Raw genomic sequence first — 16561 nt, 5'->3', positions numbered from 1 at the left:
GTATGCAGAAACCCCAACAACTGAAAGACTTTTTAATCAGCAGTATTCCTGAATTACAGATCAATCCTGAGCGTTTACTGGTATTTGTCGATGAGGGGCATTTACGCAGTACCTTAGCCAATGGTTTGTCCTTTGAATATGCCTATAAACTTACTCTGATTCTGACTGATTATGCAGGGGATCTTGCTGCGATAAGTGTCCCCTTACTGGACTGGGTTCGAGTTCATCAATCTGAACTCCTGACTAATTTGGATCAGGTCAAGAATGCCATTTCCTTTGAAGCTGAGATTCTCAGCAATGATAAGGTGGATTTGGTGGTGCAGTTGCCGCTCACTGAACGAGTGATTGTGAAACGTCTTAATGATGGCAGCCTCAATATTAGCTACCCAGAAGAACCCCAATATCAAAAGGTTCAAGACTCAACACTGGTCACACTTTATGACAAAGATGGTTCTGTACTGGCAGCATGGCAATCGGCAGATCCACAACAGCGTTATACTTTATAATGGGCATATATGGCTGATCTTGATTATCTTCCTGAACATCTCACCGCGCTTTTAGCCCACGTCAGTGAGCAAGAGCGCAATAAACTTGCCCTACAAATCGCCCGTAAAATCCGTGCCTGTCAGCGTTCACGGATTACCCGTCAACAGAATCCAGATGGCTCCAGCTATATTCCCCGAAAGAACCTTAGAGGACGCAAAGGTAAGATTCGCCAAAGAATGTTTAATCGCATCAAGAATGCCCAGTTTTTACGAACTGAGAAAATTCCACACGGTGTGGCGATTGGCTTTAGCGAACGCATTTCACGGATTGCCAATGTACATCAATTTGGCTTAATTGATCGGGTAGAGCACAACAGCCATTCACCACGGGTTAAATATGCCAAACGTGAGCTGCTCGGCTTTAGTGAACATGAAATCACCTTGATTGAACACAGTCTAGTTGAGCATTTCGGCTCAATATAAAGTCCTTAAATTCAATTTAAGAACTCATCCTTGCTGCAAAAATAAAAGCGCTGCAACACGATTGCAGCATGAATGCAGATACTTCCCGTCGCTTAGAGAATTTGATCCGTTTGGGTCGAATTGACAGCGTTACTCCGTCCGAACCGTTTCATACCGTCACCGTCAATTTGGGCGATATCGTGACCACAGCATTACGCCTGATCAATCTGCGGGCAGGGACTGACCGCAGTCATGACCTACCGAGTGTGGGTGAAGAATGTGTGGTGTTTAGCCCTTGTGGTGAGCTGGGCTTGGGTGTGGTGCTGTGTGGTTTAAATAATGAAGATCACCCGACCATCTCCACCAATCCCAACATTAAATTACGCCTGTTTGAAGATGGTGCACTGATCAGTTATGACACCGAGAATCATTCTTTACAGGCACTTTTGCCCGAAGGTGCAGAAGCGGTGATCACTGCCAATTGTCGCATCAATGGCAGCTTACATGTCACTGATGGCATCAGCACCGATGGTGATGTCAAAGCAGGTGATATTTCCCTGAAACATCATAAGACCTCTGGGGTGAAAGGTGGTTTAGAAACTTCAGGAGAACCAACGCCATGATGTCCCGTGAAACAGGCCAGCTTTTACAGGATGAAATTGCCAGCATTCAGCAATCGGTCAGTGACATCCTTTCCACCCCAATCAATCTTCGCATCATGCGACGCAATTATGGCTCACGGCTTGCCGATCTGATTGATCAACCCGTGAATGATGCGCTGATTGTTCAACTGTATAGCGCGATTTATACCCCGATTTTACGCTGGGAGAATCGTATCAGCATCGAAACAATTTCTGTGTCCGACATTAGTTCAGGCGGTTTAGTAGTTGAGCTTGAAGCGGTGCATCTCCTGTCTGGGCAGACCCTGAATTTAAACATTCCATTGAAAATGGGAGCCATCACTTAAATGAGTAGTAGCAACAGTGCCATCGACCTCTCTCAACTTGCCCCCCCAGAAGTGGTCGAAGAAATTGATTATGAAATCATCCTCAATGCAGGCATTCAGGACTTTTATGCACGGATGCAAGCATTGGGCGTGAATTATTCCGAGCTACGTGAATCTGATCCTGCCTATAAATTGGCGGAAGCCTTTGCCTATCGGGAAATGTTACTCAGACAACGCGCCAATTCATCCGCCAAAGCGGTGTTGCTGGCCTATGCCACAGGTTCGGATCTGGAACATAAAGCAGCTGAACGCAATCTACAGCGCAAGGTGATCAGCGAAGCCACCAGCAGCCAAGATGCAGTACTGGAAACCGATGAGGCTTTACGTACCCGTGTGCAACTGGCCCCTGAAGGCTATACCACCGCAGGTTCAGAAGGCTCTTATATTTTTCATGGCATGAATGCCGATGTACGAGTGAAAGATATTCAACCCGATTCCCCCAGTGCAGGTGTGGTCAATCTGTATGTACTCTCCACCGAGAATAACGGCAAGGCAACGGAAGAATTGCTGAATCTCGTTAAGCTGGCGGTGAATCAGAAACAGGTACGTCCACTCACCGATCAGGTACAGGTGTTTTCCGCCAGCATTGTCGAATATGAAGTTAATGCGGTGCTGGAGGTGGAAACAGGCCCCGACTCGGATGTGATTTTACAAAAGGCATTGGCCGAGGTGGCCAGTTATACAACGCAGAGTCATGCCTTGAGTAAAGCCCCTGCCTTGTCAGGGATTTATCAAGCCTTGCACCGACCAGGCGTGTCCAGTGTCGAGCTGCTCAGCCCCACCCAGAACTTTAAGCTAGCCGTAGGTCAGGCGGCCTATTGCACTGCGCTGAATGTCAGCATTCGCACTTTGGAGTAAGTCAGCATGTCGAGTTTATTACCCCCCAATGCCACGGTTTTTGAACGCTGTTTTGATCAGGCGTTTGCCCGTGTGGCTGAAGTCCCGATTCTGACCCGTCGCCTGAATGATCTGCAAAGTGCCCCGATGGTGGTGTTGCCGTGGCTGGCATGGGAACGCTCGGTGGATTACTGGAACAAGGACTGGTCAGAGCAACAGAAGCGCAACACTATTGCAGCCGCTTATGACGTGCATTGTCATAAAGGCACCATCGGGGCCTTAGAAACCGCCATGAATGCCATCGGTATTGTGTGTCGGGTCGAAGAATGGTTCAAAACCAGCCCGCGCGGTGTGCCGTATACCTTCAATATTTATATCGAAATCAATCAAATCGGGGCCACCCAGAGTCAACTGGTGGATGAACTGGCCAGTGCCATCCGCATCAATAAAAACCTCAGATCCCATCTTCTCGGACAAAGCGTGATTGTCCGCAGTGACCTCACCGCCTTTAGTGCAGCCGCGCTGTGTATGGGCTGTGAAATTGATTTTTCAGGGGTGGCAGGTTCACTGGCCCTGAATGGGTCGTGGCCACTGGATGGATCTCAACAACTTAATGGAGTCAAACGTGGATGACAAATTTAATCGGTAAAAAGTTATGGTCGGATGTGCGTGTGCTGGAAAGCTATGAATACGCACAGGGCGGTGAAAACGGCAATATGAATGAACAGGCCAAAGCCCTCGTCAACCGCACCGAATATTTAAGAGGTATGTTGCAAGACATGCAGCAAGTTCAGCAAAACCAACAGGACTGGCAGCTGCAGGTGACCGAGCAACTGGCACAACTGGGCTTACAGTTTAATCAGCTCAAGGCCCAGCTCGATGCGCTGAGTTCGGGGACAGATCTAGAACAACCGACCGACCCTGAAACGCCAACGGATCCCGAGCCTGTTTACCCAGCATCAGCTATGGTGTTGCGGTCTTCCGATCAGGTCAGTGAGGTCACCCTTGAGTTAGATAAAGGCACTCACCAAATTGACTGGGGCGATGGTACAAGCGATAGCGAGGTGAATGGTGAGATCATCCATCATTATGCGACACCAGCCCAATACAGCATTGTGGTGGAGAAGACCTCGGATGAAGGTGGTTCCAATGGTAATAACACTATGGTGATGACGGTCGCTTTGGGTATTCAGGAAGTGGTGCAATGGTATGAGCAAGGTTATGAAGTACTGGGCTTCGCCTTAAATACCTCAAGCCTGCAAGATACCCTGATCAAGGTACCTGCCACCGCACCTCTGGTCTTTGCTACAGCCAACAATCCAATCTTTATGCGCTGCTCAGCGTTTAATGATCCCAACATTCTGCAATGGGATGTCTCCAGTTATACCGACCTTGCACAGTGGTTTCAGGAATGTCATGCATTTAACCAGCCGATTGGAACGTGGGACTTCAGCAATAAGACCAGTCTGGCCTCAATGTTCTATAACTGCAGCAGCTTCAATCAGGATCTCGGCATGATCAATGTGGCCAAGGTCAGCAATATGCAGAATATGTTCTATGGTTGCACCCAGTTTAATCAGGACTTGAGCCAGTGGTGTGTCAGTCAGCTCAATGCCAGCAGCATGGATGATGTCTTTGCCTATGGTTCGGCATTAACCCCAGAACATTATCCAGTGTGGGGCACCTGCCCACGCGGTGAAAACCAGTACTCGGCAGCCTAAGGGAAAATCCAATGAGTTATCAAAGTATTCATACCCATAAGGGACTGCAACTTTTAGCACAGGCTGAAGCGCAAGGCACACAACTGCGTTTAACCCACATGGCGGTTGGTGATGGCCAAGGCTTTGCAGTCAGTCCTGATCCGACCCAGAACCAACTGGTGCGTGAGCGTTTTAGAACCACGATCAATCGGGTATTTCAAGACCCTGAGAATGCCAACAAGTTTACCGTGGAGATGATTATCCCTGTCAGCACAGGCGGCTTTGTGATGCGTGAAGTCGGGGTGTTTGACAGTAACGGTAACCTGATTCTGGTCGGTAATTTACCTGATACCTATAAACCTGTGGCCAATGATGGGGCGTTTAACGACACGGTGATTCGGATTCCATTCATGGTCAGCAATGCCTCGACCATTGAATTGCAAGTCGATCCGAATGTGGTGATTGCCACGCATAGCTGGATATTAAATACCATCACCGCAGGCTTTTTACTGGGCGGTGGTACCACAGGCCAAGTGCTGAAGAAACAGTCCAATGCCGATGGCGATGTGGTCTGGGAGGATCCGAGTGCCAGCAATGTCTTTGTCGATACGCTAGAAGAAGAACAGCAACTGGCCGATCAGCAAACCCAAGTGACTTTGTCCCAACTGACCACGACAGGCTTGGCGGTGTATATCAATGGGCAACGCATCAGTCATAAAACAGGGACTGAAGGCTGGCAAGCCCTTTCTGCCACCCAGATCCAACTGGGGCAAAGTTATGCAGCAGGCAGTCAGATTTTATGTGTGCAGAATGAACCTTTAGGTACAGCGCCTTATCCACTGGCCAAGGCCGAGAATCTGGCCGATGTTGAAGATAAACCACTGGCCCGACAAAACTTACAGGTATTTAGCAAAACCGAAACCCGTAGCAATGGGCTACCTGCAGGTTCCATCATTTATGTGGCGATGAACAAAGCCCCGACGGGTTATCTCAAAGCCAATGGGGCTGCAATTTCCCGTAGCGTCTATGCTGATTTATTTGCCGAGATTGGCATCACGTATGGTGCAGGTGATGGGGTGAATAGTTTTAACTTGCCTGATTGCCGTGGAGAGTTTATTCGTAGCTGGGATGATGGACGGGGTATTGATGTAGATCGGGTGTTGGGCAGTCAACAATCCAACGCAATGAAAGCACATTATCACGGCACGGGTGACTTTGGTTCAGAGTCAGAAGATAACTGGTATGCGATTGTTCGCAATTGGGAAGGAAAATATACAGGCCGATGGGTGCCTGGTGAGAGTAACCGCAATGCATCGACCAGTCTTACAGGTGGTACAGGGGGGACACGTTATACAGGCACATCGAATCAGCTTGAAGCAGCCGATGGGGAAACCCGTCCACGCAATGTTGCCTTTCTGGCCTGTATCAAATATTAAGGAGCTACGGACATGACTGAAAAAATCGTCTATCAATATGATGCTTCGGGTTTATATCTGGGAACGACCCTTGCCGATGAAAGTCCCTTAGAAGAAGGTGTGTTTCATCTACCCGCGCATTGTACTGAAACGCCTGTGCCTGATACATGGGAAGAAGATCAGCATCCACGTTGGGATGGCCATACTTGGCAACTGGTGGCCAAACCCAAACTGGCCATTGCCGAATCGCCTGAACAAAAGCTGGCGGATTTTTTAAAAAACAATCCCGATGTACTCGGATTAATCCATTCTGGATAAAAAGTCTTTATTTCCCCTTTTAGAACTTTTGCTCGGTGCAATTCTAAAATGACTCTGTAACCCTGTGATCTGAAAAATATTCACCAGATCACAGGTTTTTTTATGGCAAATTACCATCACGGGGTGAAAACGCTGGAGTTAAACGACGGTACTCGTCCGATCCAGACCGTTTCCTCTTCGATTATTGGCATGGTGTGTACCGCATCCGATGCTGACCCTGACCAATTTCCCCTGAATACCCCCATTCTGATTACCAATACCCAAGCGGCCATTGACAAGGCAGGGACACAAGGCACATTGGCGCGTTCCTTACAGGCGATTGCCGATCAGGCCAATGCCGCCACCGTGGTGGTACGGGTTGAACAACTCAGCGATCAGGCCGAGCAAACCTCTGCGGTGATTGGTGGCACCGTCAATGGCAAATATACAGGCATGAAAGCCTTGCTGGCAGCCGAAGCTCAGCTTGGGGTGAAACCACGCATTTTAGGGGTTCCCGAACTGGACAGTTCTGCCGTGGCCACCAGTTTAGCGAGCTTAGCGCAGCAGTTGCGTGGCTTTGCTTATGTCTCGGCTTTTGGTTGTGAAACCAAAGAAGAGGCCACCGCTTACCGTCAAACTTTTGGTGCACGTGAATTGATGGTGCTGTGGCCTGAGTTCTTGGGTTGGGATACCGCTTTAAATGCCACCAGTACTTTTGCTGCCACTGCCCGCGCTTTAGGCTTACGCGCCAAAATCGACAATGAAGTCGGCTGGCATAAAACCTTGTCCAACGTGGCGGTCAATGGCGTGACTGGCATCAGCAAGGATGTGTATTTCCAGTTACAGGACTCGACCACCGATGCCAATTATCTGAATGAGCATGAGGTCACCACCTTAATCCAGCGCGATGGCTTTCGTTTCTGGGGTTCACGCACCTGTTCTGACGATCCCCTGTTTGCCTTTGAAAACTATACCCGTACCGCACAAATCCTTGCTGACACGATGGCAGAAGGACACATGTGGGCCGTCGATAAACCGCTCACCCCAAGTCTGGCCCGCGACATCATCGATGGCATCAACGCCAAATTACGTGAGATGACAGGCACTTATTTACTGGGCGGTGAATGCTGGCTGGATCCTGTAATCAACACCAAGGAAGTGCTGAAAAGCGGTCAGTTCTATATCGATTATGACTATACCCCTGTACCACCTTTGGAAAACCTGACTTTACGTCAACGCATTACCGACCGCTATTTAGCAGACTTCTCTGCCCGAGTCACAGGATAACCACATGGCTTTACCCAAAAAACTCAAATTAATGAACCTGTTTAACGAGGGTAATTCCTACCTCGGTGAAACAGGGGAAGTGACCTTACCCAAACTGGGACGCAAGCTGGAGAACTGGCGAGGCGGTGGTCTGATCGGCAACGTCAAGGTGGACTTCGGTCTGAGTGACGACATGATCGAAATGACATGGAAGCTCGGTGGGATTGATCCACTGGTGATCCAGCAATATGGCGCAGTGTCCATTTCTGCCTTTGGTTTACGTTTCGCTGGCTCTTATCAGCAGGATGATACGGGGGAAACCTCAGCCGTGGAAATCTCGTTGCGGGGTCGTCATGAAGAAATCGACTTCGGCAATGCCAAACCAGGCGATGACACCGAAATGACCATTAAAACCATCTGGAGCTATTACAAGCTGTCCATCGATGGCACCACCGTGATTGAAATCGACATCCCGAATCTGATCTGCATGGTTAATGGGGTCGATCTCTACGCCAAACACCGTGAAAACATTGGACTTTAATTGAGGACTTTTCCATGACCGAACAACAACAAACTGAAAACCGCGACATCCTGCAACAGGATTCCCAACGCATTGAGCTGGACGTGCCCCTGATGATGGGTGATTTAAAGATTGAAAGCCTAGAGATTCGCAAACCGAATGTCGCAGCATTGCAGGGCATCAAGCTCAGTGATCTAGCCCAAGGCGATACCTTGGCGATTTGTACTGTATTACCGCGTGTCTGTACACCCAGTTTGACCAAGGCACAGATTGCCCAACTGGATCCTGCGGATCTGGCACAGATTGGTGGAGTGTTTGTGCTTTTTTTGCAGCCGAAGTCGGTACGTGCGGAACTATTACGCCAACTGTAGATGATGCGATTGCCAACATTGCGGTGATCTTTCACTGGCCACCGCAGTTTTATGACGAGATGTCACTCTATCAACTGATGCAATGGCATCAAAAAGCCATTGAACGAAATGGAAATGATGCCGAATGAAACCGTTACGTCTTGAAATTCTGTTTGGATCAAAAGACAAACTTTCCCCCGCGTTACGTTTACTGGTCAGCAGCAGTAAAGCTGCGGCCAGTGCCACCCAGAAAACCCGCAATGAACTGAAAAAGCTCAACGATCAGCAAAAGCAGATCGATGGCTATATCAAACAGAAAAAGGCCACTGAAGACAGCGCCAAAGCCTTACAGACGATTCAAACCCGCATTAAAAATTTACGGCAGGAGATGGCGCGCCATCCATCCGATGCGCTCAGCCGTGAATTTGACAAAGCCACCACACAGGCACGCAAACTCAAAGAAGCACATGGCCAGAACCAAATCAAGCTGCAGCAGCTGCGTACAGGCCTCAATCAGGCAGGCTATTCCACGCACAATCTTGCCCAGCAACAAACCGATCTGACCCGTCGCATTACTGCGGCCAACAGTTCAATTGAGAGCCAAAAAGCCAAACTGGCCAATCTGAGTCGCTTACAACAAAGCCATAATCGACTCAGTACAGGCACCCAGAAAATGGCAATGTATGGCGCGGGTGCAACAGGTACAGGGATTGCCGCTTTATATCAAATGCGTCGACCGATTGAGGAAAGTAAACGTGTTGATATTGAGCAAGCCAGAATCGCATCCCTTGGCTTAGGTCAACAGTCGACCGAAGAAGCGATCAAATATGCCAAGGCGATGAAAACCTTCGGCACCTCAACGCTAGACAATTTACAACTGGTACGCGATGGGGTGACTGCCTTTGCCGATGTGCATCATGCCAAGATGGTGGCACCCATGCTGGCGAAAATGAAGTTTGCCAATGAGGCCATGTATGGCAATGAGCATGGGGCTGAAAATGAAAAGAAATTCATGGACATGCTTAAAGTCATCGAGATGCGAAATGGCTTAAAAAGTGAAAAAGCCTTTCATGAACAAGCCAATATCATTCAGCAAGTGATTACCGCCACAGGCGGGCGGGTACAGGCCGAAGAATGGCTGAATGTGATTAAAACAGGCGGCATTGCCGCCAAAGGCATGGATAACAAAGCCTTTTATTACAAGATGGAGCCTTTGGTGCAGGAGATGGGCGGCTTTCGGGTCGGGACATCGATGATGTCCGCCTACCAAAACTTATACCAAGGCAGAACCACTCAGCGTGCGGCAGCCAATCTGGATAAATTTGGCCTGATTGGTGATTATTCCAAGGTCAAACACAATAAAACGGGCGATCTTTCCTACTTGGATATTGGCGCAATTAAAGGCGCAGATCTGTTTAAAAAAGATCAGTTTGCATGGATGGAACAGGTGCTTGTGCCTGCACTGAATGCGAAAGGCATCACCAAGGAAGGCGATGTGATGGATGCCATTGGCAGTATCTTCAGTAATCGAACCGCATCCAATTTGTTCTCGCAAATGTATATGCAGCGCAATCAAATCCATAAAAATGCCAAGCTGAATGAAGGTGCTAATAACATTGACCAACTGGATCAGCAAGCCCAAAACACCACTGCAGGCAAAGAGTTAGAAGCCAAGGCCAAACTGCATGATGCCTATTTGCAGTTCGGACAAACCATTCTGCCGATTTACACCAAAGCCTTGGTGATGGCAGGCGATGCCATGCAGACCTTTACAGGCTGGATGCAGAAAAACCCTGCATTGGCTAAAAATCTTGGGACAGGCCTGTTGGTCGTGGCTGCAGGATTGGTGGCAGTCGGTGGCACACTGGCTTTGCTGTCACCTTTGATTTTAACCGTGCTGAGTCTCAGGTTGATGCTGTCCACATTGAGCATGACCAGTACAGCCGTGGGGATGACCTTCAGGTTGTTACTGAGTCCCGTCAAATTATTAGGGGGAGGCTTGTTGTGGTTGGGTCGGATGTTGCTACTGGCAGGGCAGATGATGCTGGCCAATCCCATGCTGTTGGCGGTGGCTCTGATTGCAGGGGCCGCCTATCTGATTTACCGCAACTGGGCACCGATCAAGCAGTTCTTTAGTGAGCTGTGGACGAGTATGCAAGTGGGGATGAATGACGCATGGAATAACATCCGTGCAGTCTTTTCACCTGTCGCGCAATGGTTCGGTGCACGTTGGGCGGCCATCAAAGCTGTGTTTAGCGCTGGGATCCAGCATCTGTCCATGACGATCCTGAACTGGACACCCCTCGGACTGTTCTATACCGCCTTTGCCAGTGTGATGAGCTGGTTTGGCGTGACCTTACCGAATACCTTCACAGGCTTTGGCCAGATGATCATTCAAGGGCTAATCAAAGGCTTAAATTTGGGCTTTGGCAAGCTTAAAGCCAAATGGCATGAAATCGGCAGTTTTATGCCTGACTGGATGCGTAAGAAAATGGACATCCATAGCCCCTCGCGGGTGATGGCAGGGATGGGACATTTCATCATGCAGGGGCTTAATGTCGGTTTAGACCGAGGTTTCCCTCACCTGAAAAACAAGTTCAATCAGGTCGTGGATATCTTCCAAGACCGTACACCCCAACCCCAGCTCAGCCTGAAGAGCCGTTTTAGTAATGCCTTTAGCCAACTGGCGCAAAGCAACACCCCACAGCAGGCATTTAACCCCATCGCCAGCATTCAATCGATTGTCACCAAAGTGAAGGCGGTACAACTGATGCCCGCATCGAGCAAGGCCAGTCGTCCCATCGTGGTTGAAGGGGACAGCATTACCGTACAGATTCACGCACAGCAGGGGCATTCAGTACAGGATCTGGTACAGCAATTTGAACAATTCTTACAACGTCGTGAGCGAGAAAAACAAGCCCGAATCCGCACACGTTTCTTTGATGATGAATAAGGAATTTGAAGCATGATGATGATCTTTGGGGTATTTCCCTTTGCCATTCCCACTGCAACCTATCAGCAATTGGTACGCAAAACCGCTTGGCGACATGTCAGCAATTCACGGGTCGGAGAAATGCCTGCCTATCAGTTTGTCGGGCGGGGTGAAGACACCATTTCGCTGGAAGGGTCGATTGTGCCTGAGTTTGGTTCACCGATGAGCATGACCGCATTACGGGTCATGGGCGATACAGGCATGTCCTTTCCTCTGATTGGTGGCACAGGCAAAGTCTTTGGTTTATATACCCTGAATGATTTACAGGAAACCCAAAGCTATTTCTTTAAAGATGGCAAACCCAGCAAAATTGAGTTCTCGTTAAACCTAACCCAAACCATGCGCCCAGGCACCCTGATTGGCAATGTGGTCGGCAGCTTACTGGGGCTATCCGCATGACCTTACTCACCACACTCGGATCCACGGTTAAAGGCGTGTTGAATAGCTATCCCAAAGCCATTTTTAAACTGGTGGTAGATGGCACTGATATTTCCAGTAAGGTGAATAACCGCCTGATTCAGATGCGAATTGACAATAAACGTGGTCTGGAAATTGATACGCTGGATCTGTCCTTATCTGATCATGATGGTTTACTGAATATCCCTAGCAAAGGTGCAGTAATTGAAGCATGGCTGGGCTGGGATGTCACAGGTCTGGTGTATAAGGGCAGTTATATCGTCAAGGAAGCGGAACATTCAGGTGCACCCGATGTGTTACGCCTGCGTGCCACCAGTGCTGATCTAAAAACTACACTCAAGCAAAAACGTGAGCGCAGCTTTGACAACATTTTACTGGGTGATCTGATTGAAAAGATTGCCATTGAGCAGAACTTAAAATTTCTGGTCTCACCTGAATTGGCAGCCCATAAAATCATTCATATCGATCAGAATGAATCAGATGCCAATTTACTGACCCGTCTTGCCGATGAACATGATGCAATTGCCACCGTTAAAAATGGCACGTTGCTGTTTATGCCCAAAGGATTGAGCCAGTCGGCATCAGGGCAGAACCTACCGACCATGCTGATCCAGCGCAACAATGGCGATCATCACCGTTATGGCTTTAGCGATGGCGGGGAAGAAGTCACAGCCGTTCGGGCATTTTATTATGATGAAAAGATGGCAAAAAAACTGGAAGTGGTGGTCGGTGATCAAAGCAACCAGAACATCAAGGAATTACGTCATATCCATCGGGACAAAGACAGTGCCACCTTTGCGGCACGCGCCAAACTAAACAACCTAAAACGCACGGCAGCAACACTCAGCTATACACTGGCCAAAGGTGAACCACAACTGATTCCAGAAATGACCTTTTTATTTGAAGGCTTAAAGGAGGAGATTGATTCGATTTACTGGCTGGCCAGCAGTGTTACTGACAATCTGGACAGTTCAGGCGGCTATACCACGGATCTGGAGCTGGAGATCTTCTTTCCTGATGCGGATGACGTTTCAGATTTATTTGAAGACCAGTTTGTACTAGAGAAAGATAAAAAGTGGACAGGGGTGGTGGTCTATTATCAGGAAGGCAGTAAAGCCATTGCGATCACCAAGGGTGATCAAAGCCATCCTAAGCATTTTAGTTATTTGTATGAAAGCCAAGCAGCCGCTCAGCAACGTGCCAATCAGGAATATGCCTTACTGGATTTAGAAACAGGTAAGTTTAAGGCACATAATGAGCTTGAATTGAAACCCTATACAGGTCTAAAAGCCTTATACACTCTAGATCATGGTAAAACCCGACATACTGTCACCAAAGGTGATCAGAGCAATCCGAAAGTAATCACACGGCTATATCATAGTAAAAAAGCGGCAGAGAAAGCACTCAATCGGGAATATCCACGACTGAATGCGAGGAAGGATATGATTGAGCAGGTGACAGGGGCCGGTTAAGCTAACGATATCTTTGTAATCATGCCAAATCCATCATTTATAATCCATTTTTATATAAGGCCCATTATGTTGATTTTAATTTAATTAAGAATTAGCATTAGGTTATCATGTTGGTATGTTACACGAAAATTCTGCTTTAATAATTTCATATTTTTGCAAAAGATTCCTTCAACACTTAATAAAAACCATAAGAGTATGACGAGAGGATAAATACCATATTATGAAAAAAATGATTTTTTTCTTTTTTTTTCTTTATTTATAAATCTAATTAGCTATGTATTTTATAGTGAATACCTTTTTTTGTTGTGTTGCTTTCTCCTAGTACCTTTATTTTTCTTTGGTTTTTCATTTGTATTAAACCAAAAAAACAATTCACATAAATGGACAAAAAATGAGCAAACAATATTATTAATCCTTGCAATTTTTTGCTCATTATCTTTTATTTATTCACTCTATACTTTAGGCAATAATATTTATGAAAAAAGTAATTCTGGCTATATCTTAAAATATAGAGCTACCTATATTCGTGATGCAACAGAAATCGAATATAAGCTGTATATGAGCCGCCTATCTAGATTACCTAGCAGCTTATTTTTGTTGTTGTTTTATACTTTTTTTATTGAATCAAAAGATAGATAAATATCTACAGTTTTCTTAATTTTTTTAATGCATCGAGGTCACCTTGCGAGGCAGCATTTGAATACCAAATTTTAGCTTTATCAAGATCCTTCGTGGTTCCTCTCCCTGTTTCATACATTATTGCTAAGTTATATTGAGCTGTCGCTAAGCCTTGCTCAGCAGCTTTTTGATACCAATAAAAAGCTTTTTCAATATTTTTTTCAGTCCCTTTCCCTTTTGAATACTTATAAGCTAAATTATTTTGAGCAGAAGGATGACCATCTTTAGCGGCAACACTAGCCCAGTAAAACGATTTTTGATCATTTTGCTGAGTTCCTCGTCCAAGACTGTAAGATAACGATAAATTATAAGCAGCAACCATATCTCCTAGTTCTGCTGCCTTTTTATAATATTCAAAGGATTTTACATCATCCTTAGTTACTCCTAATCCTTCAGAATATAATGCCCCTATAGAATTTATAGACATAGGAAATTTTTTATCTGCTGCTTTTTTATACCAATAATAAGCATTAGAGTAACTTTGATTAACTCCCAATCCAAATTGATATAAAATACCAATATTATGTATGGAATTTAAATGATTTTTTTTAGCAGCCTGTAGATAATAACTAAGAGCCTTTTTATAGTCTATTTTTCCAGCTTTACCATATTGATAAATAGTCCCTAAATTATATAGTGCTTCACTATTTCCTGTTTTAGCTGAAATTTCTAAGTCTTTAATTGCTAATAAATTATTATCGATACCTCCTTTATCTAGAAGAGTTATAGCCTTCTCAAAATACTCATCTTTTTTATCAACATTGACTTTCTGTTCTGAGTTTCTTTGTGGTGTTTGAGCATCACAAGATATGAGAGATGTTGCCAACATTATCAATAAAATTGAGAAAAGAGACTGCATTACTAACTAGTTCCTTAATATTAATTAAGCGGAATAACATATGTATACCCAGGGCCAAATCCTGAATTTGCACCAATACCAAACCCAGCGCTAACATCAGTAGAGATAACTTCTTTTTCCTCACCAGTATCAATATCATTTGTTTTAGAATATCCAGCTCCTCCTGAGATACCACCTAATAAATGAACTTGAGCATCTATTGTATAACCTAAACCAGCCAATTCATTAATATCCTTTGCATTGGTTGTTGTAACTCCACCATCAACAGCAAAACCTGGTGTTCCTGCTGCAACTGCTTTGCCATTGAATGTGACAAAAATTCCGATATTTCCTCGTTTATCTGTTGCTGTTCCTATCTGAGCAGAACCAGCAACCCCTAGACCTGCTGCAAGTTGACCACTGAAGCTAATATAAAATTGTTTTGTTCCTGGTCTTGTTACTGTTGTAGTTGGCCCCCTACTTCTTCGAGAAGCATCAATAATTGACATTAGGACAATAAAATTTGCTAATTGTCTTTCTTTATCTTTTGATTTGTCAGCTTGTTTTATATAAATTTTTTGATTTAATATAACTTTTTCACTATTTAAACTATTAATGGTTTTTAGTGATTCAACAGGAACTCCATACTTTCGAGAAATACTTGATAGAGAATCACCTTTTTGAACTATATGAAAAACAATAGACGGATATAGTATTTGAGGATTAATAGCTTTAGTAGAGGCTGTTTTTACATTTTTTATCTGAATGACTTTCCCAGTTTGTATTTTATTTTTATCAGTTATGCCATTTTTTTTCGCTAAATCATCAACATCTAAATTATATTTTTTTGCAATACTTTCTAAAGATTCCCCATCTTTTATGGTATGAGTACCAGTAGTTTTAGAGTTTCTTTCATATGAGCCATTTCTATCTTTTTCTAACAACAACGAAATAATTTGAACTGGAACAGCTATGATGATTTCATTAACTTTTCCCATCGTTAGTTCACTATGTAGAATAGGCCTCAGACTCAATAACTGAACGATATTATTAGGTTCTTTAGCTACTTTTAAATGAGTAACGGTTCCTTTAGCTTCAAAAACTCTACTTTCTCCAGTTTTACTATTAGAGTACCCTTTAGAAAAAATAGTAGAGCCTATTCCTGCTTCATAATAAAGATTAGGAACAGGCTGGCTATTCTTTGATATAAATTTAAGTTTTATTTTATAAGGCATATTTATTGTTCTTCATTGCTATCTGTATTAATAATTACTTCCCAAGAATCATCTGGGTCACATACCATTAATTTATATTCATCTGATTTTTCTGATGAAAACCGCTGAGTTCGTCCCCAACTATCTAAATTTCCAGAAATATAAGAAGCATTATCACCATCTTTAAATGCATAGTATTTTACTTGTGAAAAATCATGCGAGCCATATAAATTGCTTAAATCTAAACGATGGCTATAACGTTCTGTAGTATTCGCTAAAGGAAGTTGAGGTATCTCAGCTTGAATGCGCTGTCCTTCCTCAAACTTATGCTGCCCTGCCTTCGCTTCAAACTTTGCAGGGGTAATAATTTTAATACCATCTTTACCAATAATGATCTGAGAACCGCCAGCCATTGAGATATACCTATATTTATTTGTATGTTTTTAAGAATAGAAAGCAGATTTAGTTTAAAATAAGCATTTAATAATTAATTATTTATACTAAAATTATGACTTTCATTATTGCAATTCAGCTGCATGATAGCATCATTGTGGCAGCAGATACAAAAAAAGCAATTCAACAAGAAGACCTATCCATCGAACTTTCTAGCGA

19 protein-coding genes are annotated in these 16561 nt (G+C 45.0%); 16 read left to right on the top strand and 3 right to left on the bottom strand.

Features of this window, described 5'->3' with window-relative positions; all coding sequences use genetic code 11:
- The first annotated feature begins 2 nt into the window (after positions 1-2).
- From C1A47_RS15490 to C1A47_RS15415, 16 genes are all read left to right on the top strand, one after another.
- Positions 3-506, top strand: a complete 504-nt coding sequence (locus tag C1A47_RS15490) for a phage tail protein (protein ID WP_111895927.1) — start codon at positions 3-5, stop codon at positions 504-506.
- 9 nt (positions 507-515) lie between these two features.
- On the top strand, positions 516-968 hold the full coding sequence (locus tag C1A47_RS15485) for a phage virion morphogenesis protein (RefSeq protein ID WP_111895926.1): 453 nt from the start codon (positions 516-518) through the stop codon (positions 966-968).
- Positions 969-1036: 68 nt separating this feature from the next.
- Complete coding sequence (locus C1A47_RS15480) at positions 1037-1570, top strand: phage baseplate assembly protein V (protein WP_111895925.1); 534 nt, start codon at positions 1037-1039, stop codon at positions 1568-1570.
- The gene (locus C1A47_RS15475) at positions 1567-1914 is read left to right on the top strand and encodes a GPW/gp25 family protein (RefSeq protein WP_111895924.1); all 348 of its coding nucleotides are present in this window, start codon (positions 1567-1569) and stop codon (positions 1912-1914) included. Before C1A47_RS15480 ends, C1A47_RS15475 begins: the two co-directional genes overlap by 4 nt.
- Positions 1915-2811 (top strand): baseplate J/gp47 family protein, encoded by an 897-nt coding sequence (locus tag C1A47_RS15470; protein ID WP_111895923.1) that lies wholly within the window; start codon positions 1915-1917, stop codon positions 2809-2811.
- A gap of 6 nt (positions 2812-2817) precedes the next feature.
- Positions 2818-3423: a phage tail protein I gene (locus C1A47_RS15465; RefSeq protein ID WP_111895922.1), complete on the top strand. Its 606-nt coding sequence runs from the start codon at positions 2818-2820 to the stop codon at positions 3421-3423.
- On the top strand, positions 3420-4511 hold the full coding sequence (locus tag C1A47_RS15460) for a BspA family leucine-rich repeat surface protein (protein WP_111895921.1): 1092 nt from the start codon (positions 3420-3422) through the stop codon (positions 4509-4511). The genes C1A47_RS15465 and C1A47_RS15460 overlap by 4 nt, the downstream gene beginning before the upstream one ends.
- Before the next feature lie 11 nt (positions 4512-4522).
- On the top strand, positions 4523-5926 hold the full coding sequence (locus C1A47_RS15455; RefSeq protein ID WP_111895920.1) for a phage tail protein: 1404 nt from the start codon (positions 4523-4525) through the stop codon (positions 5924-5926).
- A 12-nt stretch (positions 5927-5938) separates the two neighbouring features.
- On the top strand, positions 5939-6223 hold the full coding sequence (locus C1A47_RS15450) for a phage tail protein (RefSeq protein ID WP_111895919.1): 285 nt from the start codon (positions 5939-5941) through the stop codon (positions 6221-6223).
- A gap of 102 nt (positions 6224-6325) precedes the next feature.
- Positions 6326-7489, top strand: a complete 1164-nt coding sequence (locus C1A47_RS15445) for a phage tail sheath protein (protein WP_111895918.1) — start codon at positions 6326-6328, stop codon at positions 7487-7489.
- A 4-nt stretch (positions 7490-7493) separates the two neighbouring features.
- Complete coding sequence (locus C1A47_RS15440; protein ID WP_111895917.1) at positions 7494-8009, top strand: phage major tail tube protein; 516 nt, start codon at positions 7494-7496, stop codon at positions 8007-8009.
- A gap of 14 nt (positions 8010-8023) precedes the next feature.
- Positions 8024-8359 carry a phage tail assembly protein gene (locus C1A47_RS15435; RefSeq protein ID WP_111895916.1) on the top strand — a complete coding sequence of 112 codons (336 nt, stop codon included), beginning with the start codon at positions 8024-8026 and terminating at the stop codon, positions 8357-8359.
- A complete protein-coding gene (locus C1A47_RS15430) occupies positions 8344-8487 on the top strand; it encodes a GpE family phage tail protein (protein ID WP_111895954.1) in 144 nt (47 codons plus the stop codon). The genes C1A47_RS15435 and C1A47_RS15430 overlap by 16 nt, the downstream gene beginning before the upstream one ends.
- Positions 8484-11291, top strand: a complete 2808-nt coding sequence (locus C1A47_RS15425) for a phage tail tape measure protein (RefSeq protein WP_111895915.1) — start codon at positions 8484-8486, stop codon at positions 11289-11291. Before C1A47_RS15430 ends, C1A47_RS15425 begins: the two co-directional genes overlap by 4 nt.
- A 12-nt stretch (positions 11292-11303) precedes the next feature.
- A complete protein-coding gene (locus tag C1A47_RS15420; RefSeq protein WP_111895914.1) occupies positions 11304-11729 on the top strand; it encodes a phage tail protein in 426 nt (141 codons plus the stop codon).
- Positions 11726-13219 (top strand): contractile injection system protein, VgrG/Pvc8 family, encoded by a 1494-nt coding sequence (locus C1A47_RS15415; protein ID WP_111895913.1) that lies wholly within the window; start codon positions 11726-11728, stop codon positions 13217-13219. The genes C1A47_RS15420 and C1A47_RS15415 overlap by 4 nt, the downstream gene beginning before the upstream one ends.
- Before the next feature lie 643 nt (positions 13220-13862).
- On the opposite strand, the gene C1A47_RS15410 is transcribed toward C1A47_RS15415, so the two are convergent.
- The 3 genes from C1A47_RS15410 to C1A47_RS15400 are packed head-to-tail and all read right to left on the bottom strand — an operon-like array spanning position 13863 to position 16362.
- Positions 13863-14756, bottom strand: a complete 894-nt coding sequence (locus C1A47_RS15410; RefSeq protein WP_111895912.1) for a tetratricopeptide repeat protein — start codon at positions 14754-14756, stop codon at positions 13863-13865.
- Positions 14757-14776: 20 nt separating this feature from the next.
- Positions 14777-15970 (bottom strand): LysM peptidoglycan-binding domain-containing protein, encoded by a 1194-nt coding sequence (locus tag C1A47_RS15405; protein ID WP_111895911.1) that lies wholly within the window; start codon positions 15968-15970, stop codon positions 14777-14779.
- A 2-nt stretch (positions 15971-15972) separates the two neighbouring features.
- Positions 15973-16362, bottom strand: coding sequence for a hypothetical protein (locus C1A47_RS15400; protein WP_111895910.1), 390 nt, complete (start codon positions 16360-16362; stop codon positions 15973-15975).
- Positions 16363-16561: the final 199 nt, after the last annotated feature.

It is taken from the genome of Acinetobacter sp. MB5 (assembly GCF_003261585.1).
Classification (GTDB): Bacteria; Pseudomonadota; Gammaproteobacteria; order Pseudomonadales; family Moraxellaceae; genus Acinetobacter.
The sequence above is the reverse complement of the archived record's forward strand: the minus strand, read 5'-3'. Positions and strand labels throughout refer to the sequence as shown.